The organism is Erythrobacter sp., from assembly GCF_011765465.1.
Classification (GTDB): domain Bacteria; phylum Pseudomonadota; class Alphaproteobacteria; order Sphingomonadales; family Sphingomonadaceae; genus Erythrobacter.
Genome location: NZ_CP050265.1, coordinates 1,124,955 through 1,145,006 on the forward strand (window position 1 = coordinate 1,124,955; position 20,052 = coordinate 1,145,006).

Annotated in this window: 22 protein-coding genes; 10 read left to right on the forward strand and 12 right to left on the reverse strand. The window is 66.0% G+C overall.

Translation table 11 applies throughout. The features are described from left to right. Positions 1–46 precede the first annotated feature (46 nt). The 9 genes from G9473_RS05430 to G9473_RS05470 all read right to left on the reverse strand — a co-directional run bounded on the left by G9473_RS05430 (position 47) and on the right by G9473_RS05470 (position 6,622). On the reverse strand, positions 47–604 hold the full coding sequence (locus G9473_RS05430) for a hypothetical protein (protein ID WP_291136925.1): 558 nt from the start codon (positions 602–604) through the stop codon (positions 47–49). 137 nt (positions 605–741) lie between these two features. Then, positions 742–1,515, reverse strand: a complete 774-nt coding sequence (locus G9473_RS05435) for an ABC transporter permease (RefSeq protein WP_291136928.1) — start codon at positions 1,513–1,515, stop codon at positions 742–744. Then, entirely contained in the window at positions 1,512–2,453 is a 942-nt protein-coding gene (locus G9473_RS05440) for an ABC transporter ATP-binding protein (RefSeq protein WP_291136931.1), read from the reverse strand. The genes G9473_RS05435 and G9473_RS05440 overlap by 4 nt, the downstream gene beginning before the upstream one ends. Positions 2,454–2,497: 44 nt before the next feature. Further along, complete coding sequence (gene queA, locus G9473_RS05445) at positions 2,498–3,547, reverse strand: tRNA preQ1(34) S-adenosylmethionine ribosyltransferase-isomerase QueA (protein WP_291136934.1); 1,050 nt, start codon at positions 3,545–3,547, stop codon at positions 2,498–2,500. Positions 3,548–3,607: 60 nt separating this feature from the next. Beyond that, positions 3,608–4,240 (reverse strand): peptidylprolyl isomerase, encoded by a 633-nt coding sequence (locus G9473_RS05450; protein ID WP_291138244.1) that lies wholly within the window; start codon positions 4,238–4,240, stop codon positions 3,608–3,610. 191 nt (positions 4,241–4,431) lie between these two features. Further along, a complete protein-coding gene (gene coaD, locus G9473_RS05455) occupies positions 4,432–4,944 on the reverse strand; it encodes a pantetheine-phosphate adenylyltransferase (RefSeq protein ID WP_291136937.1) in 513 nt (170 codons plus the stop codon). Further along, positions 4,941–5,345: a hypothetical protein gene (locus G9473_RS05460; RefSeq protein ID WP_291136940.1), complete on the reverse strand. Its 405-nt coding sequence runs from the start codon at positions 5,343–5,345 to the stop codon at positions 4,941–4,943. The genes coaD and G9473_RS05460 overlap by 4 nt, the downstream gene beginning before the upstream one ends. Before the next feature lie 91 nt (positions 5,346–5,436). Continuing rightward, the gene (locus tag G9473_RS05465) at positions 5,437–6,351 is read right to left on the reverse strand and encodes a polyprenyl synthetase family protein (RefSeq protein ID WP_291136943.1); all 915 of its coding nucleotides are present in this window, start codon (positions 6,349–6,351) and stop codon (positions 5,437–5,439) included. A 1-nt stretch (position 6,352) separates the two neighbouring features. Further along, the gene (locus G9473_RS05470) at positions 6,353–6,622 is read right to left on the reverse strand and encodes an exodeoxyribonuclease VII small subunit (protein ID WP_291136945.1); all 270 of its coding nucleotides are present in this window, start codon (positions 6,620–6,622) and stop codon (positions 6,353–6,355) included. A gap of 81 nt (positions 6,623–6,703) precedes the next feature. Between G9473_RS05470 and G9473_RS05475 the strand changes: the two genes are divergently transcribed. Genes G9473_RS05475 through purL form a run of 3 tightly spaced genes read left to right on the forward strand, consistent with a single transcriptional unit; the run spans position 6,704 to position 10,099 of the window. Further along, on the forward strand, positions 6,704–7,114 hold the full coding sequence (locus G9473_RS05475; protein WP_291136947.1) for a DUF2177 family protein: 411 nt from the start codon (positions 6,704–6,706) through the stop codon (positions 7,112–7,114). 24 nt (positions 7,115–7,138) lie between these two features. After that, positions 7,139–7,813, forward strand: a complete 675-nt coding sequence (locus G9473_RS05480) for a hypothetical protein (protein WP_291136950.1) — start codon at positions 7,139–7,141, stop codon at positions 7,811–7,813. Positions 7,814–7,843: 30 nt separating this feature from the next. After that, positions 7,844–10,099: a phosphoribosylformylglycinamidine synthase subunit PurL gene (gene purL / locus G9473_RS05485; RefSeq protein ID WP_291136953.1), complete on the forward strand. Its 2,256-nt coding sequence runs from the start codon at positions 7,844–7,846 to the stop codon at positions 10,097–10,099. On the opposite strand, the gene G9473_RS05490 is transcribed toward purL, so the two are convergent. Continuing rightward, entirely contained in the window at positions 10,096–10,887 is a 792-nt protein-coding gene (locus tag G9473_RS05490; RefSeq protein ID WP_291136956.1) for a Coq4 family protein, read from the reverse strand. The genes purL and G9473_RS05490 overlap by 4 nt on opposite strands. 88 nt (positions 10,888–10,975) lie before the next feature. On the opposite strand from G9473_RS05490, the gene G9473_RS05495 reads away from it, so the two are divergent. Then, a complete protein-coding gene (locus tag G9473_RS05495) occupies positions 10,976–11,662 on the forward strand; it encodes a nitroreductase family protein (RefSeq protein WP_291136959.1) in 687 nt (228 codons plus the stop codon). On the opposite strand, the gene G9473_RS05500 is transcribed toward G9473_RS05495, so the two are convergent. Together G9473_RS05500 and serB are read right to left on the reverse strand one after the other, a co-directional pair. Beyond that, entirely contained in the window at positions 11,659–12,492 is an 834-nt protein-coding gene (locus tag G9473_RS05500) for a Coq4 family protein (RefSeq protein WP_291136962.1), read from the reverse strand. The two genes, G9473_RS05495 and G9473_RS05500, sit on opposite strands and share 4 nt — an antisense overlap. Before the next feature lie 120 nt (positions 12,493–12,612). Beyond that, positions 12,613–13,428 (reverse strand): phosphoserine phosphatase SerB, encoded by an 816-nt coding sequence (gene serB, locus G9473_RS05505; RefSeq protein WP_291138246.1) that lies wholly within the window; start codon positions 13,426–13,428, stop codon positions 12,613–12,615. 109 nt (positions 13,429–13,537) lie between these two features. Between serB and miaA the strand changes: the two genes are divergently transcribed. The 6 genes from miaA to G9473_RS05535 all read left to right on the forward strand — a co-directional run bounded on the left by miaA (position 13,538) and on the right by G9473_RS05535 (position 20,023). After that, positions 13,538–14,512, forward strand: coding sequence for a tRNA (adenosine(37)-N6)-dimethylallyltransferase MiaA (miaA, locus tag G9473_RS05510; protein WP_291136965.1), 975 nt, complete (start codon positions 13,538–13,540; stop codon positions 14,510–14,512). A 283-nt stretch (positions 14,513–14,795) separates the two neighbouring features. Further along, the gene (gene ilvB / locus G9473_RS05515) at positions 14,796–16,517 is read left to right on the forward strand and encodes a biosynthetic-type acetolactate synthase large subunit (RefSeq protein WP_291138248.1); all 1,722 of its coding nucleotides are present in this window, start codon (positions 14,796–14,798) and stop codon (positions 16,515–16,517) included. Between the two features lie 5 nt (positions 16,518–16,522). Further along, positions 16,523–17,038: an acetolactate synthase small subunit gene (gene ilvN, locus G9473_RS05520; protein ID WP_291138249.1), complete on the forward strand. Its 516-nt coding sequence runs from the start codon at positions 16,523–16,525 to the stop codon at positions 17,036–17,038. 103 nt (positions 17,039–17,141) lie between these two features. After that, positions 17,142–18,161 carry a ketol-acid reductoisomerase gene (gene ilvC / locus G9473_RS05525; RefSeq protein ID WP_291136968.1) on the forward strand — a complete coding sequence of 340 codons (1,020 nt, stop codon included), beginning with the start codon at positions 17,142–17,144 and terminating at the stop codon, positions 18,159–18,161. An 84-nt stretch (positions 18,162–18,245) separates the two neighbouring features. Continuing rightward, entirely contained in the window at positions 18,246–19,394 is a 1,149-nt protein-coding gene (locus G9473_RS05530; protein WP_291136971.1) for an alpha-hydroxy acid oxidase, read from the forward strand. A 185-nt stretch (positions 19,395–19,579) separates the two neighbouring features. Continuing rightward, positions 19,580–20,023 (forward strand): hypothetical protein, encoded by a 444-nt coding sequence (locus G9473_RS05535; RefSeq protein WP_291136974.1) that lies wholly within the window; start codon positions 19,580–19,582, stop codon positions 20,021–20,023. Positions 20,024–20,052 lie beyond the last annotated feature (29 nt).

A 20,052-nucleotide genomic window follows, 5' to 3' on the forward strand; every position in this document is an offset into this window, starting at 1 on the left:
GAGCGCCCGCCGCACGGCGGGCGCCCCCTCATCCCTGATCGAAGGTTCAGAACCTGAAGCCGACGCCCGCGGTCGCGCGGACGGTGTCGAAGGCAATCGTGTCGACATTGCCGCGCAGCACCGCGCCGCCGAAAGGCAGGTCGATGCCGACCCCGACGAGGTAGTCGCCGAAGGTGGAATCGAGCCCCGCCGGGACCGCGGCCTCCGGAACGTCGAGGATGTTCGCATAGTCGATGTCGACCCACTGGTAGCCGCCGCGCACATAGAACTTGGTCCCGTTCTCGGTGCGGATGCCAAGCCGTGCCGAGGCGCCGTAATCGGCGTCGAGCGCATCGGTGCCGAGGTTGGCATTGCCCTCGACGCCTGCGAAGAGCGTGTCGGACACCGGGAAATCGACTGCGACGAAGCCGCCGAAGAGCGCGCTGCCGTCATCGACCTCGATGCCGGTGAGGTCGAACACCTCGTCGGCGATGCCGAGATCGTGGTATCCAGCCTGCGCGCCGACGGTGACTTCGGGCTTGTCGCCCGCGTCCTGCGCGAAGGCGAACGAAGGGGCTGCGAGCATGGCAATCGCCAGGCCCGCATGAATGGCGGTGCTTTTCATTATTATGGTTCCCTCACAATTCGCGCCCCGTCGATCGGGGTCGCGACTTGCGAGCTAGGACGCGCCGCCTGTCCGGCAAGTGAATAAATAATTCAGACTTGTCGAAACGCCGATCCGGCCCGACGAACGGCGCTCGATTACTCGCGCAGCCGCCATCCGGTGCGAAAGATGACGGCGATCACCGCGATGCACGCGGCGAGAAAGGCGAGCGTGAGACCGAGCGAAACCACGATGCTGACATCCGAGACCCCATAGAAGGTCCAGCGCAGACCGCTCACGAGAAAGGCGATCGGGTTGACCAGGGCGAGCGCGTCCCACGGCGCGGGCAGGTCATCGATCGAATAGAAGGTTCCGCCGAGAAAGGTCAGCGGCGTGAGGATCAGGAGCGGGATGATGCCGAGCTTCTCGAAACTGTCAGCCCAGATGCCGAGGATGAAGCCGAACAGCGAGAAGCTCGCCGTCACCAGCACGATGAAACCGACCGCCCAGAACGGGTGGACGATGGTGTAATCGACGAAGAAGGTCGCGGTCAGCAGGATGATGCCCGCAAGGATCAGCCCCTTCGTCGCCGCCGCCCCGACGAAGCCGATCAGCGTCTCGGCCACGCCCACGGGCGCGGAGAGCAGTTCGTAGATCGTGCCGGTGAAGCGCGGCATATAGATGCCGAAGGAGGAATTGCTGGTCGTCTCTCCCAGCAGGGTCAGCATCAAGAGGCCGGGGATGATGAAGGCGCCGTAGGGCACGCCGCCGATGGGCTCCATCCGCCCGCCGATCACCGTGCCGAAGACGATGAAATAGAGCGAGGTCGTCAGCACCGGGGAGAGGATCGACTGGAAAGCGGTGCGAAAGGCGCGCATCAGCTCGCGGCGATAGATCGACCAGGCCCCGCGCGCGTTGAAGGAGAAACTCATGCGCCCTGCCCTTCGGCCACCAGCGAAACGAAGATGTCCTCGAGCGAGCTGTCGTGGATGTCGATGCCGACATAATCGATGCCGGCAGCGACCAGCGCCTTGGTCAAATCGGCGATCTCGGCCCGTCCCCGGCCCTTGCCGTCGCCGCCGCGATAGACCAGTTCGCGGCCCTCGGCCCTGACCTCGACCGGGAAGGCCCGGATCGCATCGGGCAGCGCGCCCAGCGGTTCGGCGAGCGCGATGACAGCCTCGGTCGTGCCGAGCCGCTCCATGATGGTCTCCTTGTCCTCGACCATGAGGATGCGGCCGCCGCGAATGATGCCGACGCGGTCGGCCATTTCCTCCGCCTCCTCGATATAATGCGTGGTCAGGATGATCGTGACGCCCTGTTCGCGCAGCGCCGCGATCTGGTCCCACATCCCCTTGCGCAGTTCGACGTCCACCCCCGCAGTCGGCTCGTCGAGAAACAGGAGTTCGGGTTCGTGGGCCAGCGCCTTGGCGATGAGGACGCGGCGCTTCATACCCCCCGACAGCTCGCGGATTTGCGCCGAGCGTTTCTCATAGAGGCTGAGGGATTGCAGGATCTCGTCGATTTTCGCCTTGTCCGGCGAGCGCCCGAACAGCCCGCGCGAATAGGCGACCGCGTGCTGGACCTGTTCGAACATATCGGTCGACAATTCCTGCGGGACCAGCCCGATCCGCCGACGCGCCACGCGCCAGTCGCTTGCCATGTCGTATCCGAAGGCGGTGATCGTCCCCGAAGTCGGCCGCACGAGCCCGCAGACCGCTCCGATCAGCGTTGTCTTGCCCGCGCCGTTGGGGCCAAGCAGGGCGAAGATTTCGCCGCGCCGGATCTCAAGGTCCACGCCGTCGAGCGCGCGCACGCCGCCCTTGTAGACCTTTGAGAGATTCTCGATTTTCAGGATGGGTTCGCTCACGCCCCCGGTGTGGCAGGGCGGCAGCGGATTGCAACCCGCGAGCGTCAACCGCCGGGCAGGAGAAGCGAAGAGTCGCCGTACGAATAGAAGCGGTAGCGCTGCTCGATCGCGTGGGCATAGGCCGCCATCATGCGCTCGCGGGTCATCAGGGCGCTCACCAGCATCATCAGCGTCGATTTGGGCAGGTGGAAATTGGTCATCAGCCCGTCGACCGCGTTGAAGGTGTAGCCGGGCGTGATGAAGATGTCGGTGTCGCCCTCGAAGGGCGCGATGGTGCGGTCGGGACGGGCGGCGCTTTCGAGCAGGCGCAGCGACGTCGTGCCGACCGCGACGATCCGCTTGCCCGCTGCCCGCACGGCGTTGAGACGCTCGGCCACGTCGGGGCGGATCACGCCGAATTCCGCGTGCATCTGGTGGTCGTCGGTGTCCTCGGCCTTGACCGGGAGGAAGGTCCCCGCGCCCACGTGCAGTGTCAGCGTTTCGCGGAGGATGCCGCGCTCGTCGAGCGCATCGACCAGCCTTTGCGTAAAATGGAGCGAGGCGGTGGGCGCCGCCACCGCACCGTCCTTCGCCGCGAACATGGTCTGGTAATCCTCGCGGTCGGCCTCGTCGATCGCGCGCTTGGACGCGATGTAGGGCGGCAACGGCATGGTCCCGGCGCGGTCGAGCAGGACCTCGACCGGTTCCTCGCCCTCGAAGAACAGCGTGACCGAATCGTCACCGTGGCGTGCCTCGGCAATCGCGGTGACACCGCCGCCGAAGACCAGCGCGTCGCCTTCCTTCACCCGTTTCGCGTTCTTGAGGAATGCCTGCCAGCGGCGAAGGTCGATCCGCTTGTGGAGAGTCGCGCCGATCTTCGCCTCGCCGTCCCTGCGCCGCCCTTCGAGCTGGGCCGGGATGACGCGTGTGTCGTTGAAGACGAGGACATCGCCCGGCTCGAGCAGGTCCGGCAAGTCGAGGACGCCCTTGTCTTCCATCGGGGCGGCGGGGTCCGTCCCGCGCACGAGCAGCATTCGCGCCGCATCGCGCGGCCGCACCGGCCGCAGGGCGATGAGGTCCTGGGGAAGATCGAAATCGAAGAGGTCGACACGCATGGCGCGCCGATTAGCCGCATTGGCGCGCGGCGCAAGGCCGATTCGCGCCCCCAGCGGCCCTTACTGCTGGACGGGCGCGCTCAGCATATCGGCGGTGATGTCCTGCTCCATCGCGGGCGGGGCGGTGATCGCGGGCGGCGGCACGTTGTCGGAGGCGATCGATGCCTGCAGGATGCGGGTCGGGTTCTGCGGCGGCTCGCCCCGCTGGATCGCGTCGACTGCGGCGATGTTGTCGATCACCCGGCCGAAGTTGGTGTAGCGCTTGTCGAGGCTGAAACGCGGGTAGAACACGATGAAGAACTGGCTGTTCGCGCTGTTCTCCTCGTTCGCGCGGGCCATCGAAACGGTCCCGCGCACGTGCGGCATGGCGTTGAACTCGGCCTCGAGGTCGGGAAGGTCGGACCCGCCCTGCCCGGTCCCGGTCGGATCGCCGCCCTGGGCCATGAAACCGTCGATCACGCGGTGGAAGATCACCCCGTCGTAAAAGCCCTGCCGGGTCAGCGTCTTGATCCGTTCGACGTGTTTCGGCGCCCAGTCGGGCATCAGCCGGATCGCGACTCTCTCGCCGTTCGACAGGTCGAGCAGCCAGATGTTCTCGCGGTCCTCGTTCATGTCGTAATTGACCTTTTCGTAGAGGCGCGGGCCGGCAGGCGCGACTTCCTCGCGCTCCTTGGCGGCTTCGCCGGTCGTCATGTCCTGCGCGCGGGCAGGCGAAGGGGCGAGCAGCGCGGCAAAAGCGGCCGCGAGCAGCACGAAAAGAACGGCGGTGCTCTGCAGGGTTCTGGGAATGGACACGGGTGTTTTAACTTCCTTGTTCGGGCGCGTTCCTTAACGGCGCGCGCCTGACACTTCAATGAATGATCCCGTGCGCCGCCCTCGCGCGGTCAGTAATCGCCCTTGAGCCCGATCCGCTTGACCCGCTCCAGCACTTCGGACTCGACCTCGGCACTGACGAAGCGGGAGATGTCACCGCCATAAAGCGCGATTTCCTTGACCAGTTTCGACGCGATCGGCTGGAGCGAGACGTCAGCCATGAGGAAGACCGTCTCGATTTCCTCGTCCAATTGCTGGTTCATGCCCGCCATCTGGTATTCGTATTCGAAATCCGCCACCGCGCGCAGGCCGCGGATGATGACGGAGGCGCCCTGCTTCTGCGCGAATTTCACCAGCAGCGCATTGAAGCCGACGACTTCGACATTGTCGAGGCCCATGGCGGCGACCTCGCGCTCGACCATGGCGAAGCGTTCCTGCGTCTCGAACATGGGGTTCTTCGACGGATTGGTGGTGACCCCGATGATCAGCCGGTCGACCAGTTTCGCGCCGCGCCGGATGATGTCGGCATGGCCTTTCGTGATGGGATCGAAAGTCCCGGGATATATCCCGACGCGGGTACTCATTGCCCGGTCCTTTCCCATTCGAACGCGCCCCGGTCTGCGCCCGGTTCGGTGTAGATCGTCAGCATTTCCTGAGCCGGGCTGTCCGGAAGCGCATAGCTGCCGCCCTGCCCCTCGACGAAGCCGCGTTCGAGCGCCGCGGCGCGCATCGCCTCGACGCAGTCCATCGGCGCGGAAAAGGCGAGCATCTGGCGGAAACCCTCGGCATCGGTTCGCTTGTAGGAACCGACGACGGCGACATCCTCGCAGGTCTCGACCCCGAAATTGTCCATGACGAGGATGATCTGCTCCTCGAGCACGTCGGGCCGCGCCTCGCCCGGCTCCTCGCCGGGGATGAGCACGAACAGGACGACGGCGATCACCACGGCGAGCGTGATGTAGATGGCATAGAGCGGCGCTTTCATGGGCGGTGCTCCTCTCCCGGGCCTGCGGCCCTGTCTTGATTGAATTGTATCATGGGATGGTTCGTAAGCTTTCCTCGCCGCTCCGGCTAGCTCACCGGTCGCGTTCCACGATGAATCGGGCGAGTGCGCGCAGCGTGTCGGCTTCGCTGCCGTGGCTGGCGAGGTGCGAAATCGCCTGGTCGACCAGAGCGCGGGCCTGTTCGCGGGCCTTGTCGACGCCCATCAGCGTGACGAAGGTCTGCTTGCCCTGCACCTCGTCCTTGCGCAGCGCCTTGCCCGCCTTTTCCTCGTCGCCGGTCACGTCGAGCAGGTCGTCGGCGATCTGGAAGGCAAGCCCGATGTCGCGCGAATAGGCGCGCAGGTGCGCGCGCGCGCTGTCGGGAACCCGCCCGAGGATCGCGCCCATCTCGACGCTCGCGCCGAGCAGCGCACCGGTCTTCAATTGCTGGAGCCGCGTGACTGCGCTGAGGTCGTAGTCCACGCCCTCCTCGTCGGCGACCATGTCCATCATCTGTCCGCCGGCCATGCCGTTCATGCCCGAGGCGTGGCCGAGCGTCGCGATCAGCTCGCTGCGCACGAAGGGGTCCGAACTGGTGTCGGGATCGGCAAGGATGTCGAAGGCGAGCGCGTGGAGCGCGTCGCCTGCCAGCACCGCAGTCGCCTCGTCATAGACGCGGTGAACGGTCGCCTTGCCGTGGCGCAATTCGTCGTCGTCCATGCAGGGCAAGTCGTCGTGGATCAGCGAATAGACGTGGATCGCCTCGATCGCCGTGCCGACGCGGATCGCGGCCTCGCGGCTGACGCCGTACATCTCCGCCGTGCTCGCGACCAGCAGCGGGCGGACCCGCTTGCCGCCGCCGATGGTGGCATAGCGCATCGCCTCGACAAGCCGCGCGCGCGTATCCTCCGGCACGGGCAACAGCGCATCGAAGCTCGCGTCGATTTCTGCTTGCACGCGCTTGAGCCCGTCGGCGAGCAGGTTACCTTCCATCCCGACCAAGGCCATGTCAGCGCGTCTCGTCGAGCGGCGCGGTGCCGGTCGGGCGGCCGCCCGGATCGGTCACGATCTTCTCGATCCGCGCCTGCGCCGCGTCGAGCCGCTTCTGGCAAGCCGCCCGCAGTTTCTCGCCGCGTTCGTAAAGCGCAATCGATTCGTCGAGCGGCACGTCCCCGCTTTCAAGCTGGCGCACCACCTGTTCGAGCGCGGCCAGCGCCTGCTCGAAGCTCATGTTTTCGATATCGGCCGCCGGCGAGGCGGCGTTCGTTCCCTCGTCCATGGCGGCGAGCATTGACGGTGCACCGCGCGGCGGTCAAGGCTGGCCCTCAAACAGGACAGGGCAACAGGGGAAGAAAGCACAATGGTGAAGTGGATCACGGCCTATCTCGCCGCGGCGCTGGTGTTCGGCCTGCTAGACGCGATGTGGCTGCGCTGGGCGGCGGGCAACCTCTACCGTCCGGTCATCGGCGAAATCATGGCCGAGGATTTCGACATGGCCGCAGCCGGCGTGTTCTACGCGGTCTATCTCGCGGGCATGGTGTGGTTCGCGATTCGCCCAGGGATCGAGAGCGCCTCGGTCGGATATGCGCTCCTCAACGGCGTGCTGCTCGGCGCGCTGTGCTATGCGACCTTCGACCTCACCAGCCAGGCCGTGTTCAAGGTCTGGGCGACGAAGATCAGCGTGCTCGACATCTTCTGGGGCGCCTTTGCCACCGGCACGACAAGCGCGATCGCCACATGGATCACGCTGCGCTTTGTCGGCGCAGACTAGAAGAGCGAAGCAGGGGTCGCACTCATGTTCATCGGTCATTTCGCCCCGGCCTTCGCCGCTGCCGCGCTAAGCGAGCGGAGCCCCAAGCTGGGCACGCTGTTCGTCGCAGCGCAGCTGGTCGACTGGGGTTTCTTTTCGCTCGCGCTGGCCGGGGTCGAAAAAATGCGCGTCGAGGAAGGGGCGACGGCGATGGTTCCGTTCGATCTCTACTATATGCCCTACACGCACAGCCTTGCAGGATGCGGCGCATGGGCGGTCGGCTTCGCGCTGGTCGTAGCGCTGTGGCAGCGCAGCGCGGCGGGCGGGCTGATCGCAGGCGTCGTGGTGATGTCGCACTGGGTTCTCGACTGGCTGACCCATGCGCCGGACCTGACCCTAGCCGGTTCGCCGCCCGCCTATGGCCTCGGCCTGTGGGATTATCCGCTCATCGCGATGCCGCTGGAACTCGGGCTCACGCTTGCTGCCTTCGTCTTCTACTTTTCCCGCACGCGCGGGCCGGTGGGACAGCCGCTGGTGCTGCTCGCCGCGCTCCTCGCCTTGCAGGGTGTCAACTGGTTCGCCCCGCACCCGGCCGAAGCGGGCGCGTTTCTCTACATCCAGGCGCTTGTCGCCTTCGGCGTGCTGACCGCGCTCGCCTGGTGGGTGGGGGAGAACCGGCAGCGCATCCGAAGAGGCGGCTTGGCGGCTCGGCCCGCGTGACCTAAAGGGCGCGCCCAAGGAGCCTCTTTCATGACTGCCATCACCCCCGAAATCGTCTCCCAGCACGGCCTCAGCGAAGAGGAATACGAGCGCGTCCTCCATGCGCTCGGGCGCGAGCCGAACCTCGTCGAGCTCGGCATCTTCTCGGTCATGTGGTCGGAGCATTGCAGCTACAAGTCGAGCCGCGTGCACCTGAAGAAGCTGCCGACCGAGGCCGATTGGGTGATCTGCGGCCCGGGCGAGAACGCGGGCGTGATCGACATCGGCGAAGGGCCGGAAGGGCAGAAACTTGCGGCGATCTTCAAGATGGAGAGCCACAACCACCCCAGCTACATCGAGCCCTACCAGGGCGCGGCGACGGGCGTGGGCGGCATATTGCGCGACGTCTTCACCATGGGCGCGCGTCCAGTCGCGAACATGAACGCGCTGCGTTTCGGGCGGGCTGAACATCCGAAGATGAAGCATCTCGTGAAAGGCGTCGTCTCGGGAATCGGCGGCTACGGCAATTGCGTGGGCGTTCCGACCGTTGGCGGCGAGACGAATTTCCACCCCGCCTATGACGGCAACATCCTCGTCAACGCGATGACCGTCGGGATCGCGGACGCGGACCGGATCTTTTATTCGGCTGCCACAGGCGTCGGCAACCCGATCGTCTATGTCGGCTCCAAGACCGGGCGCGACGGCATCCACGGCGCCACCATGGCGAGCGCCGATTTCGAGGAGGATGCCGAGGCCAAGCGCCCCACGGTGCAGGTCGGCGACCCCTTCACCGAAAAGCTGCTGATCGAGGCGTGCCTCGAACTGATGGCGACCGATGCGATCGTCGCTATCCAGGACATGGGCGCGGCGGGCCTCACCTCGTCCAGCGTCGAAATGGCGACCAACGGCAATGCGGGCATCCGGCTCGACATGAACAAGGTGCCCTGCCGCGAAGAGGGCATGACGCCTTACGAGATGATGCTTTCGGAGAGCCAGGAGCGGATGCTCATGGTGCTCAAACCGGGCCGCGAGGCGGAGGCCGAGGCGATTTTCCGCAAGTGGGAGCTCGATTTCGCAGTGATCGGCGAGGTCACAGACACGCGGCACATGGTGCTCGAATGGAATGGCGAAGTAGTGTGCGACATCCCGCTCGGCCCGCTTGCCGCCGACGCGCCGGAATACGAGCGCCCCTACCTCTCCCGCGAGGAATACGCCGCATGGGTCAACATACCGCGCCTTTCCGAAGTGCCCGAGAGTGCGGACCCCGGCGCGGATCTCCTGAAACTGCTCGCCTCCCCCAACCTCGCCTCGCGCCGCTGGATCGCGGAGCAATACGACAGCCAAGTCATGGGCGACACGCTCCAGACCGGGGGCGACGCAGCGGTGGTGCGCATCCACGGAACCAATCGCGCGCTCGCGATCAGCACCGACTGCACCCCGCGCTATGTCTATGCCGACCCCTATGAGGGCGGAAAGCAGGCCATTGCAGAGGCTTGGCGAAACCTGTGCGCCGTGGGCGCGCGCCCGCTTGCGGTCACCAATTGCCTCAATTTCGCCAACCCGCAGCGGCCCGAGATCATGAGCCAGTTCGTCCACGCCCTCGAAGGCATGGGCGATGCCTGCCGCGCGCTCGATTTCCCGATCGTGAGCGGCAACGTCTCGCTATACAACGAATCGAAGGCGACCGGAGGCGGCAGCGCGATCCTGCCCACCCCCGCAATCGGCGGGGTCGGCGTGATTGAGGATGCCGCCAAGATGACTACCCCCGCCTTCAAGGCCGAGGGCGATGCGATCTACCTCGTCGCGCCCGAGTTCTGGGCGCACCCCGACCCGACGCGCTCGCATCTCGGCCAGTCGCTCTGGCTCGCGGTGATCGAGGGCCGGGAGGAAGGCCGCGCGCCGCCGGTGGACCTCGAAGCCGAACGCGGTGCGGGCGAGATCGTGCGTCGCCTGATCGCGGAAGGGCTGCTTTCGGCGGTCCACGATGTCTCCGACGGCGGGCTCGCCGTCGCAATCGCTGAAATGGCGCTTGCCGGGAATCTCGGCGCGCAGCTGTCGCGCAATGTTGCCTACACGCCCGCCCAGTGGTGGTTCGGCGAGGACCAGGCGCGCTACGTCATCACCGTCTCGCCGGAGAAGGCCGACGCCTTCAACCGGATCGTCGCCGAGGGGCCGGAAAGCCCGCAGGCCGAACTGGTCGGCTTCACCCGGATCGGAACCGTCGGCGGCGACACTATCCTCGGGCAGAGCCTCGACGCGCTGCGCGAGGCGCACGAGAGCTTCTTCCGCGACTGGATGGAAGCCTAGGCCGCTTCCGCGCCGCCCAGCGTCAGTTCTTCGCGGACATTGCCTTCGGATTCGAGGATGCGCAGGCACTCGCGGTAAATCACCGGCTTTGCAATGCCGAGCCGCGCGCGCGCCTCGTCGATGTCCTCTCGCATCAGCGCCGCGATATCCTGGTGCGCGATCTTCGCTGCGGCGCGCCCATTGCGCTGGCCTTCGCGCACCGCCCTGAACAGCGGCGCTTTCGTGCCCGACACCTTCGCGATCTGCCGCGCCCCGGCATAGGCGATGAAAAGCAGGCCCTTGTTGTGATTCTGCGAATAGGAAAAGCCGAGCAGCGCCGCCTCGCCCAGGGCATCGCGGCCATAGCCGGTCAGCACGTGGAACAGGTCATGCGTGTCGCGCAGGCGGTCGAAATACCATTGGGTGAGATCCCTGGGCAGGCTTTCGGGCGGAGCCCACTTGTGGCTTTCCGCGACCAGGCCGGCCGCGCTCAATCCCTCGCGCTTCATGAAGGCGATGTAGCGCTGCGCGACGCTGTTCTCGCCGCAATCGGCCCAGCGGTCGTGATCGTCGAGCATGGCGGGAATGTCCTGCCCCTCGGCGAGGAAACGCTGCCCCTCTGGCGAAAGAATGAAGTCGCGCGCCTGTTCATGGCTGCGTTTTCCCTTGGTCGCCTCGATGATGTGAAAGACCTGTTCGGTGTCCTCCTTGTCCTCGACCAGCTTGCCGAAGTGGTGCAGCACCTTGAGCGGGCGGATTCCGGAAATCCGGCGTTCGGGCGCGACCAGCGGGAGATCGGTAGGGGTCATCTTTGCCTCCTTGGGACGCACCTTATTTACATCCCTGTCAGTTACGTGTCCACTTCACAAAAGCGCGAACCGCCCGGATAGAGGGCGCATGAAACCGCACGACACCCTACCCTACTCGCTGCCGCGCCTTTCGGACGAGGAAAGCGTGGCCCGAGCACGCGCTATGCGCGACCGGCTCCGCGAACGCCGGACCTGCCGCTATTTCTCGGACGAGCCGGTCCCGCGCGAAGTGATCGAGGCCGCGATCGAGGCGGCGGGCACGGCCCCCAACGGCGCGAACCACCAGCCCTGGCATTTTGCGGTCGTCGCCTCGCCCGATAAAAAGCGGGCGATCCGGCTTGCGGCCGAGGGCGAAGAGCGGCGCTTCTATGGCGAGGACGGCGATGATCCCAAGGCGAGCGAGGAATGGCTCGCGGCGCTTTCGGGCCTAGGCACCGATGCGGACAAGCCCTTTCTAGAGACCGCGCCTTTCCTCATCGTCGTCTTCGGCCAGCGCAAGGGCGGTCTCGAAGAGGATGGGTTCACACAGAACTACTACGTGAACGAAAGCGTCGGGATCGCCTGCGGGATGCTCATCGCGACGCTGCACGAAGCGGGGCTGGCGACGCTGACGCATACGCCATCGCCGATGGGCTTCCTGCGCGAAGCCTGCGGGCGGCCCGAATGGGAAAAGCCGGTGATGATCGTCGTGGTCGGCCACCCGAGCGCGGATGCGACCGTCCCGGCGAAGGCATTGCGCAAGAAGCCGCTGTCGCAGATCGCAAGCTGGCTCTAGGCCGCCACCGCCTCCGCATCGTCCCTCTGCGTCGCGAGCAGGTCGTAGGGGTCCAGCCCTTCCTCGCGCCAGATTCGGTGGCATTCGCGGTATTGCGTCGGCTCGGGAATGTTGAGCGCCTCGCGAACGCGGTCCAGCGGTTGCTTCAGCAGCTCGCGGATCGGCTGTTCGATGAGGCGCGGCGCGCCCTTGCCGGTGCGCTTCGCCTGATTCACCGCACCCATGACCGGGGCTTTCGAACCCCACGTCATCTTCTTGATGTTGGCAGCGCCCGCATAGCCGATCAGCAGGTGGCCGTGGGTCGGCGATTGGCCGTGGGTGAAGAGCAGCACGCATTGCTCGCCCAGCGCGTCGCGGCCATAGCCGGTCAGCACGTGGAAGAGATCATGCGTGTCGCGCGAACGCTCGGCGAACCACTGCACGAGGTCGGGATATTTCGGCCGGCCGAGCTTTTCAGCCTCGGCGACCAGCCCCGCCGCCGAAAGCCCTTCGCTCTCCATGAAGTCGCAATAGGCGTGCGCGAGGCTGCCCCTGGGCGTGCGGCGCAGGGCGGCGTGATCATCGAGGATTTCGGGCAGGTTCGGCTCGGTCCGGCGCAGCAATTCGCCGCGTTCGGACAGGGCGAGATCCCTCACCCGCGGCAGGAAATCCTTCGAAGGGAGCGACTCGTAGATCTTGAAGACAAGGCTGGTGTCTTCCTTGTCCTTCATCAGGAGGCGGAAATTCCTGATCGCGCGCGGTAACGAGTAACGAGGCTGCGGCCGGTCGGGATGGCGCAGCACCGTGCCGTCGGCAGCGGTCAGGGTGGAATAGTCGATCGACTTCGTCATGGTCGGAGCCTTCATCCTTCGCGGCGGCTTTACACCGCGCTACTTACATCGATGTAAATAGCATCATCCGGTTCCGTTTCAAAACCCTTTCGCCGCGCAAGGCCCACCGCCCGGCTCGGATCAGCCCTTTTCGACCCAATCCGCGCGCGGGATGCCGAACAGGGCGAGTACCGCCGTAAGGTCGCCCCTGTCGATCCGCCCGTTCGCCGCCGCGCGCGCTTTCGGCTTGGCGCGATAGGCGAAGCCGTAGCTCGCCGCTTCGATCATCGGGATGTCATTCGCCCCGTCGCCGGTCGCGAGGCTGTGCGCTTCCCCGCCGAGCCCTTCCATCTCCTCGGCCAGCACGCGAGCCTTCACGCCGGCATCGGTAAGCGGCCCTTCGAGTTCGCCGGTAAGCTTCCCGCCCTTCACTGCGAGCCGGTTGCCGACCACCCGGTCGAAGCCGAGCCGCGTCGCGACGGGATCGGCGAAATGGTGGAAGCCGCCAGTGACGAGGACGCTGCGAGCGCCCCTTGCCGCGAGCGTCGCGACGAGCGTGGCAGCGCCCGGCGTAGGTCGAATTCGCTCCTCGAGACAGCGGTCTATCGCCGTTTCCTCCAATCCTTCGAGCAGAGCGACGCGTTCGCGCAGCGCGGCTTCGAAATCGAGCTCTCCCTGCATTGCGCGTTCGGTGATCGCGGCGATCTGCGGCTTGATCCCGGCGTAATCGGCGAGTTCGTCGATGCATTCCTGCCCGATCATGGTGGAATCCATGTCCGATACGAACAGGTGCGGCACGATGATCTCGCCGCCCGTGGCCCCCGTCCCCACCAAGGCGTCGCACGGGCCGAAATGCGCGTCGATCCCCTCGAGGACGGCGGCGGGCTCGGCATCGGCGAAGGACAGTTGCAGCACGCCGTCGCAATGCTGCAGCATCACCGCCGCCGCGACCGGCATCCCCTTCTCCGCGAAGGATGCCAGCGCCGCGTCGAGCCGCGCCTCGAGCGCGGGCGCCGGGCCCGCTTCTTCGGTTCCCTGCGACGTCTGGTCTGCTATCAGCCGGGCTATGAGCACCAGGCAATCTCCTGAAAAATCCTTTGAGGGCGACGTGGCCACGCGCCCGCTCGCGCTCATCGCAGGGCCGACCGCGAGCGGCAAGAGCGCTCTTGCCCTGCGCCTCGCCGACAGGTGGAAGGGCGAGGCCCGCATCATCAACGCCGATTCGATGCAGGTCTATCGCGACATCCCGATCCTTTCCGCCGCGCCGGGCGAGGAGGAGCGCTCTCGCGCGCCGCACCTGCTCTACGGCGAATGGGACGGAGCCGAAGCCTGCTCGGCTGCCGCATGGGCGCAGGCGGCGAAGGAAGTCATCGAAACGGCGCACGCGGACGGTGCGCTCCCCATCCTCGTCGGGGGGACGGGGATGTATATCAAGGTCTTGCTCGAAGGGATCGCCCCCATCCCCGCGATCGACCCCGAGATCCGCGCCGTGGTCCGGGCACTTCCCGTCGAAAGCGCCTATGCGGCGCTGATGATGGAGGATCCGGAGCGCGCGATCGAACTTGCCCCCACCGACAGCCAGCGCATCGCCCGCGCGCTCGAGGTCAAGCGTTCGACCGGCGTGACGCTGGCCGACTGGCAGCGGGCGAAGACGGGCGGGATCGGGGAGGAAATGGACCTTCACGCAGCCGTCTTAATGCCCGAACGCGAAGGGCTCTATGCCCGCTGCGATGCGCGCTTCGAGGCGATGCTGGAGGCCGGGGCGGTTGGCGAAGTCGAAGCCCTGCTCGAGCGCGGGCTCGACCCTTCCCTTCCCGTGATGCGCGCGATTGGCGTGCCGGAAATCGCCGCCTACCTTGCGGGCGAAACGAGCCGCGAGGCCATGATTGCCGAGGGCCAGCAATCGACCCGCAACTACGCCAAGCGGCAATACACATGGCTGCGCCACCAGTCGGGCACAGGCTGGCAGACCATTCCCGAAAGCGGTGAATCCGAAAATATCTCTACGGTGAATATTTTCGCATCATTATTACGTGATTAAGGGTTGACGCATTAGATTCTGCCGCCTACCTCGGCCTCGCAAGCCCGGCGGAAGCGGGGCCATTGTTTCGGTTTCGTCATGCAAGGCACCTATGGCCGCACAGTGACGACAGGTTGATTGAAAGGTTCCCGTGATGCTCGTCCTTCTTATCGTAGATGGTGCTGGCTGATTGGGGATTTCTTCCGCGTGATTTTCCCGATCGGCCCGATGCGACCCACGCTTCGGGCCGGTTTCGTATGAGGAGTTTGGTGAAGTGGCGCAGCGTTCGGGAGCCGCCCTGTTGATGGATTGCCTTGGCGAGCAGGGAGTCGAATTCGTCTTTGGCTATCCCGGCGGTGCGGTGCTTCCCATATACGACGAATTGTTCGGGCATCCCTCCATCCGTCACATCCTCGTCCGCCACGAAGCGGGCGCGGCGCACGCGGCCGAAGGCTATGCCCGCGCGACCGGGAAGCCGGGCGTCGTGCTCGTCACCAGCGGGCCCGGTGCGACCAATGCCGTGACGGGCATCGCGGATGCCTTCATGGATTCGATCCCGATGGTCGTCATCACCGGGCAGGTTCCCACGGGCCTTATCGGCACCGACGCCTTCCAGGAGGCGGACACGGTCGGCATCACCCGCCACTGCACCAAGCACAATTACCTCGTGAAGGATCCCGCCGACCTCGCCGCGACGGTCGAGGAAGCCTTCCGAATCGCCACCACCGGACGCCCCGGCCCGGTCGTGATCGATATTCCCAAGGACGTGCAGATCGCGGTCCCCGGAATGTCGCGCCGCGCCGCCCCCGCCCCGCACCGCTACCAGCCCCAGATGGTCGCGCCCGCCGAGCAAGTCGCCGAAGCGATCGAGATGATCGAAAACGCCGAGCGACCGATCCTCTACACCGGCGGCGGCGTGATCAATTCCGGGCCCGAGGCGAGCCGCCTGCTGCGCGCTTTCCAGGACCTGACCGGCGCGCCCGTCACCTCGACCCTCATGGGCCTCGGTGCCTTCCCCCACGACCATCCCGACTGGCTCGGTATGCTCGGGATGCATGGCACTTACGAAGCGAACATGGCGATGAACCAGTGCGACGTTATGGTCTGCATCGGCGCGCGCTTCGACGACCGGGTGACGGGGCGGCTCGATGCCTTCAGCCCGAATTCGAAGAAGATCCACATCGACATCGACCGTTCGTCGATCAACAAAAACGTGCCGGTCGAACTGGGCATCGTCGCCGATTGCGCCACCGCACTCGGCCAGCTGGTCGAGGCATGGGGCACCCGCAAGGGACAGGATCTGGGCGAGTGGAAGGCCCGCATCGCCGGTTGGCGCGCGCGCGAATGCCTCGCCTATCCGGAGACCTCCAAAAAGGACCCGGCCGCGATCATGCCGCAGAAGGCGGTCGAGCGGCTGTTCGCGCTGACGAAGGACCGCTCGCCGATCATCACCACCGAGGTCGGCCAGCACCAGATGTGGGCGGCGCAATATTTCGGTTTCGCCGAGCCGAACAAGTGGCTCACCAGCGGTGGGCTCGGCACGATGGGCTACGGCCTTCCCGCCGCGATCGGCGCGCAATTGGGCAACCCGGACGCGCTGGTGATCGACATCGCCGGCGAGGCGAGCATCCAGATGAACATCCAGGAACTCGGCACGGCCTCGCAATACCGCCTGCCGGTCAAGGTCTTCATCCTCAACAACGAATACATGGGCATGGTCCGCCAGTGGCAGGAGCTGACCTATGAAAGCCGCTATTCGAATTCCTACTCGGACAGCCTGCCCGATTTCGTTCGCCTTGCCGAAGCCTACGGCTGGAAGGGCATCCGCATCACCGAGCGCGGCGAGCTCGACGCGGGGATCGAGGCCATGCTCACCCATGACGGCCCGGTGATCGTCGATTGCTGCGTCGCCAAGGACGCGAACTGCCTGCCGATGATCCCGTCGGGTGCGGCGCACACCGATATGCTGCTCTACGGGGACCAAGTGCTCGGCACGATGGACGACGAAGCGAAGGCGCTGGTGTGAGCCCCATGAAGATCGCCGAAGCGCCTTCCGAGCGCCACGTCCTCACCGTCATGGTCGACAACGAGCCGGGCATCCTCGCCAAGATCACCGGCCTGTTCACCGCGCGCGGCTACAATATCGACAGCCTGACCGTGGCCGACATCACCGAGGACCACGCGATCAGCCGCATCACCATCGTCACCAACGGGCCGCCGGCGGTGATCGACCAGATCGAGGCGCAGCTCGAGAGGCTGGTGCCGGTCCACAAAGTCACCGACCTGACCACCGCCGGACCTCACGTCGAACGCGAACTGGCGCTCATAAAGGTGGCGGGCACGGGCGAAAAACGGGTCGAGGCCCTGCGCATCGCGGAGCTTTTCCGGGCCAAGGTGGTCGACACGACCACGCACAGCTTCGTTTTCGAGCTCACCGGTAGCCCCGACAAGATCGACAGTTTCATCGTGCTGATGCGCGAACTCGGCCTCGTCTCCGTGGGCCGGTCGGGCGTCGTCGGGATGCTGCGCGGCGCCGGGGGGGCGTGAAGCACCACTTTCAATGAACCGCGCGCGGGCCTAGGCCGGGCGCAAACACCATTCGCCGGGACACTGCTCTCCGGCGCTCCGCGACACGAGGGGAATACGAGAAATGAAAGTCTACTACGACGCCGATGCCGACCTGAACCTTATCAAGTCCAAGAAGATCGCCGTGCTCGGCTATGGCTCGCAGGGCCACGCCCATGCCCAGAACCTGCGCGATTCAGGCGTCGCCGAAGTCGCCATCGCCCTGCGCGAAGGGTCGGCTTCCGCGAAGAAGGCCGAAGCCGCGGGGTTCAAGGTGCTCTCGAACACCGAGGCGGCGAAGTGGGCCGACGTGCTGATGATCCTCGCGCCGGACGAGCACCAGGCTGCGATCTGGGAAAACGATCTTGCGGGCCACATGAAGCCCGGCTCCGCCATCGCCTTTGCGCACGGGCTCAACATCCACTTCGGCCTGATCGAGGCCCCTTCCGACATCGACGTCATCATGATCGCACCCAAAGGGCCGGGCCACACCGTGCGCAGCGAATATGTCCGCGGCGGCGGCGTCCCCTGCCTCATCGCGGTCCACCAGGACGCCTCCGGCTCCGCTCACGATGTCGCGCTCGCCTATGCTGCGGGCGTCGGCGGCGGGCGTTCGGGGATCATCGAGACGAACTTCAAGGAGGAGTGCGAGACCGACCTGTTCGGCGAGCAGGCCGTCCTGTGCGGCGGGATCACCCACCTCATCCAGGCCGGGTTCGAAACGCTGGTCGAGGCCGGATACGCCCCCGAAATGGCCTATTTCGAGTGCCTCCACGAAACCAAGCTGATCGTCGACCTGCTCTACGAAGGCGGGATCGCGAATATGCGCTACTCGATCTCGAACACCGCGGAATACGGCGACATCACCACCGGCCCGCGGATCATCACCGACGAGACCAAGGCAGAGATGAAGCGGGTGCTGGCCGACATCCAGTCGGGCCGGTTCGTCAAGAACTTCGTGCTCGACAATCGCGCTGGCCAGCCCGAACTCAAGGCCGCCCGCAAGGCCGCCGAGGCGCACCCGATCGAAAAGACCGGGGCGGAGCTGCGCGCGATGATGCCGTGGATCGGCGAAGGCAAGCTCGTCGACCGCGAGAAGAACTAGGTCGACAAGGAAACGAACTGAGGGACGCGAGGGAGGCGAGCCGCTGCGCTTGCCTCCCCGCCCCGGCCCCGCGACAGGAGGCCCATGCGCCTTTCCGATTGCCACCGCATCGACGATTTCCGCAAGCTGGCGAAGCGCCGCCTGCCCTTCCCCGTGTTCGACTATATCGACGGGGCGGCGGACGACGAGCTGACCAAGGCGCGCAACACCGCCGCTTACGATGAATGCGACCTCGTGCCGGACGTGCTCGCAGGGGTCGCCGAAATCGACACGAGCTGCACCATTCTCGGGCGCAGATCGGCGCTTCCGCTGATGCTCTCACCCACCGCGGTCCAGCGCGCATTCCACTGGCAGGGCGAGACGGCGGTGGCGAAGGCGGCGGAGAAATTCGGCCTCTGGTTCGGCATATCGAGCCTCGCGACGCGCAGCATCGAGGAAATCGCCGCGCTCACCTCCGGCCCCAAGCTGTTCCAGCTCTACGTCCACAAGGACAAGTCGCTCAACACCCACATGATCGAGCGCTGCCAGGCGGCGGGCTTCGACGCGCTCGCGCTGACGGTCGACACGATCGTTTCGGGCAAGCGCGAACGGTGCCTCCATTCGGGCTTCACCACCCCGCCCCGCTTCACGCCGGCGAGCGTCATTTCCTATGCCACGAAGCCGAAATGGACGCTCGACTACCTCCTGCGCGAGAAATTTCGCCTGCCGAATCTCGACACCCACGTCGCCGAGGGGTCGAGCAAGGCACTGAGCATCGCGGATTACTTTAACACCATGCTCGACACCTCGATGGACTGGTCGACTGCGGCAGCTATCCGCGAGCAATGGGGCGGGACTTTCGTGCTGAAAGGCGTGATGAGCGCCGCCGACGCGCGCCGGGCGGTCGAAATCGGGGCGGATGCGATAATGCTCTCGAACCACGGCGGACGGCAGTTGGACGGCAGCCGCGCGCCGTTCGACCAGCTGCCTGAAATCGTAGAGGCGGTCGGCGGCGAGATCGAGATCATCTGCGACGGCGGCATCCGGCGCGGCACGCACGCTCTGAAAGCCCTGTGCGCGGGCGCGAACGCGGCTTCGGGCGGTCGGCTCTATCTCTACGCGCTGGCGGCGGCGGGACAGGACGGGGTCGAACGCGCGCTTGCGATCCTGAAGGACGAGATCGAGCGCGGGATGCGCCTGATGGGCGTGACCAGCGTGAACCAGCTCACCCGCGAGCGCCTGCGCTGGCGATGAAGAGCGCCAAACCCGCCTCGTGGCACAGGAACGGGCCGAAAGGTCGCGAGGCCACGCGGCCGGCCCGCAGGCCCGTAGGGCCAAGGGCATCGCATCGCGGATGCGATGGCGGAAACGAGAATGTCATGAAACCGCAACTTGGCGGGCGTCATGGCGCTTCGCGAACTGAGTCAGGATCACGCCCGATGACCAAGCCCTTCGCCTGCGCGCTGATTGCCCCGCTCGCCTTCGCGCTTGCCGCCTGCGGTTCGCAAACGCCCGCCGAAAGCGGGAACGATGCCGACACTTTCGCCGAGCGAATCAAGGGCGCCACCCCTGCCCCGGCCCCCAATGCGACCGAACCCCCGCGCGTCGCCGCCCCGCTACCCGGCGCAGCGCCCGGCCCCTACGCCCCCGGCACCGCGACCGATCCCGAAGCGAAAACCTGCAACGCGCCCGCAATGGGCCCTTACATCGGCAAGGTCGCGGACGATGCGACACGAGCGGAAATCATGCAGGTGATCGGCGGCGCCAACGAGGTGCGCTTCATCCAAGCCGGCTCGCCCTATATCAAGCCCGACCCGACCAATCCGCGGCTCAACCTGATGCTCGACGCGCAGAACATCATCCGCGACGCGCGCTGCGGCTGAGGCGCGCAATATTGCCGCCGCACGGGCCT

What these genes read in the sequence shown, in the direction of transcription:
- G9473_RS05430 (WP_291136925.1), bottom strand. Translation starts at nt 604, where the DNA reads ATGAAAAGCACCGCCATTCATGCGGGCCTGGCGATTGCCATGCTCGCA.
- G9473_RS05435 (WP_291136928.1), bottom strand. Translation starts at nt 1,515, where the DNA reads ATGAGTTTCTCCTTCAACGCGCGCGGGGCCTGGTCGATCTATCGCCGC.
- queA (WP_291136934.1), bottom strand. Translation starts at nt 3,547, where the DNA reads ATGCGTGTCGACCTCTTCGATTTCGATCTTCCCCAGGACCTCATCGCC.
- G9473_RS05450 (WP_291138244.1), bottom strand. Translation starts at nt 4,240, where the DNA reads ATGACGACCGGCGAAGCCGCCAAGGAGCGCGAGGAAGTCGCGCCTGCC.
- coaD (WP_291136937.1), bottom strand. Translation starts at nt 4,944, where the DNA reads ATGAGTACCCGCGTCGGGATATATCCCGGGACTTTCGATCCCATCACG.
- G9473_RS05460 (WP_291136940.1), bottom strand. Translation starts at nt 5,345, where the DNA reads ATGAAAGCGCCGCTCTATGCCATCTACATCACGCTCGCCGTGGTGATC.
- G9473_RS05465 (WP_291136943.1), bottom strand. Translation starts at nt 6,351, where the DNA reads ATGGCCTTGGTCGGGATGGAAGGTAACCTGCTCGCCGACGGGCTCAAG.
- G9473_RS05470 (WP_291136945.1), bottom strand. Translation starts at nt 6,622, where the DNA reads ATGGACGAGGGAACGAACGCCGCCTCGCCGGCGGCCGATATCGAAAAC.
- G9473_RS05475 (WP_291136947.1), top strand. Translation starts at nt 6,704, where the DNA reads ATGGTGAAGTGGATCACGGCCTATCTCGCCGCGGCGCTGGTGTTCGGC.
- G9473_RS05480 (WP_291136950.1), top strand. Translation starts at nt 7,139, where the DNA reads ATGTTCATCGGTCATTTCGCCCCGGCCTTCGCCGCTGCCGCGCTAAGC.
- purL (WP_291136953.1), top strand. Translation starts at nt 7,844, where the DNA reads ATGACTGCCATCACCCCCGAAATCGTCTCCCAGCACGGCCTCAGCGAA.
- G9473_RS05490 (WP_291136956.1), bottom strand. Translation starts at nt 10,887, where the DNA reads ATGACCCCTACCGATCTCCCGCTGGTCGCGCCCGAACGCCGGATTTCC.
- G9473_RS05495 (WP_291136959.1), top strand. Translation starts at nt 10,976, where the DNA reads ATGAAACCGCACGACACCCTACCCTACTCGCTGCCGCGCCTTTCGGAC.
- G9473_RS05500 (WP_291136962.1), bottom strand. Translation starts at nt 12,492, where the DNA reads ATGACGAAGTCGATCGACTATTCCACCCTGACCGCTGCCGACGGCACG.
- serB (WP_291138246.1), bottom strand. Translation starts at nt 13,428, where the DNA reads ATGCCGGTCGCGGCGGCGGTGATGCTGCAGCATTGCGACGGCGTGCTG.
- miaA (WP_291136965.1), top strand. Translation starts at nt 13,538, where the DNA reads ATGAGCACCAGGCAATCTCCTGAAAAATCCTTTGAGGGCGACGTGGCC.
- ilvB (WP_291138248.1), top strand. Translation starts at nt 14,796, where the DNA reads ATGGATTGCCTTGGCGAGCAGGGAGTCGAATTCGTCTTTGGCTATCCC.
- ilvN (WP_291138249.1), top strand. Translation starts at nt 16,523, where the DNA reads ATGAAGATCGCCGAAGCGCCTTCCGAGCGCCACGTCCTCACCGTCATG.
- ilvC (WP_291136968.1), top strand. Translation starts at nt 17,142, where the DNA reads ATGAAAGTCTACTACGACGCCGATGCCGACCTGAACCTTATCAAGTCC.
- G9473_RS05530 (WP_291136971.1), top strand. Translation starts at nt 18,246, where the DNA reads ATGCGCCTTTCCGATTGCCACCGCATCGACGATTTCCGCAAGCTGGCG.
- G9473_RS05535 (WP_291136974.1), top strand. Translation starts at nt 19,580, where the DNA reads ATGACCAAGCCCTTCGCCTGCGCGCTGATTGCCCCGCTCGCCTTCGCG.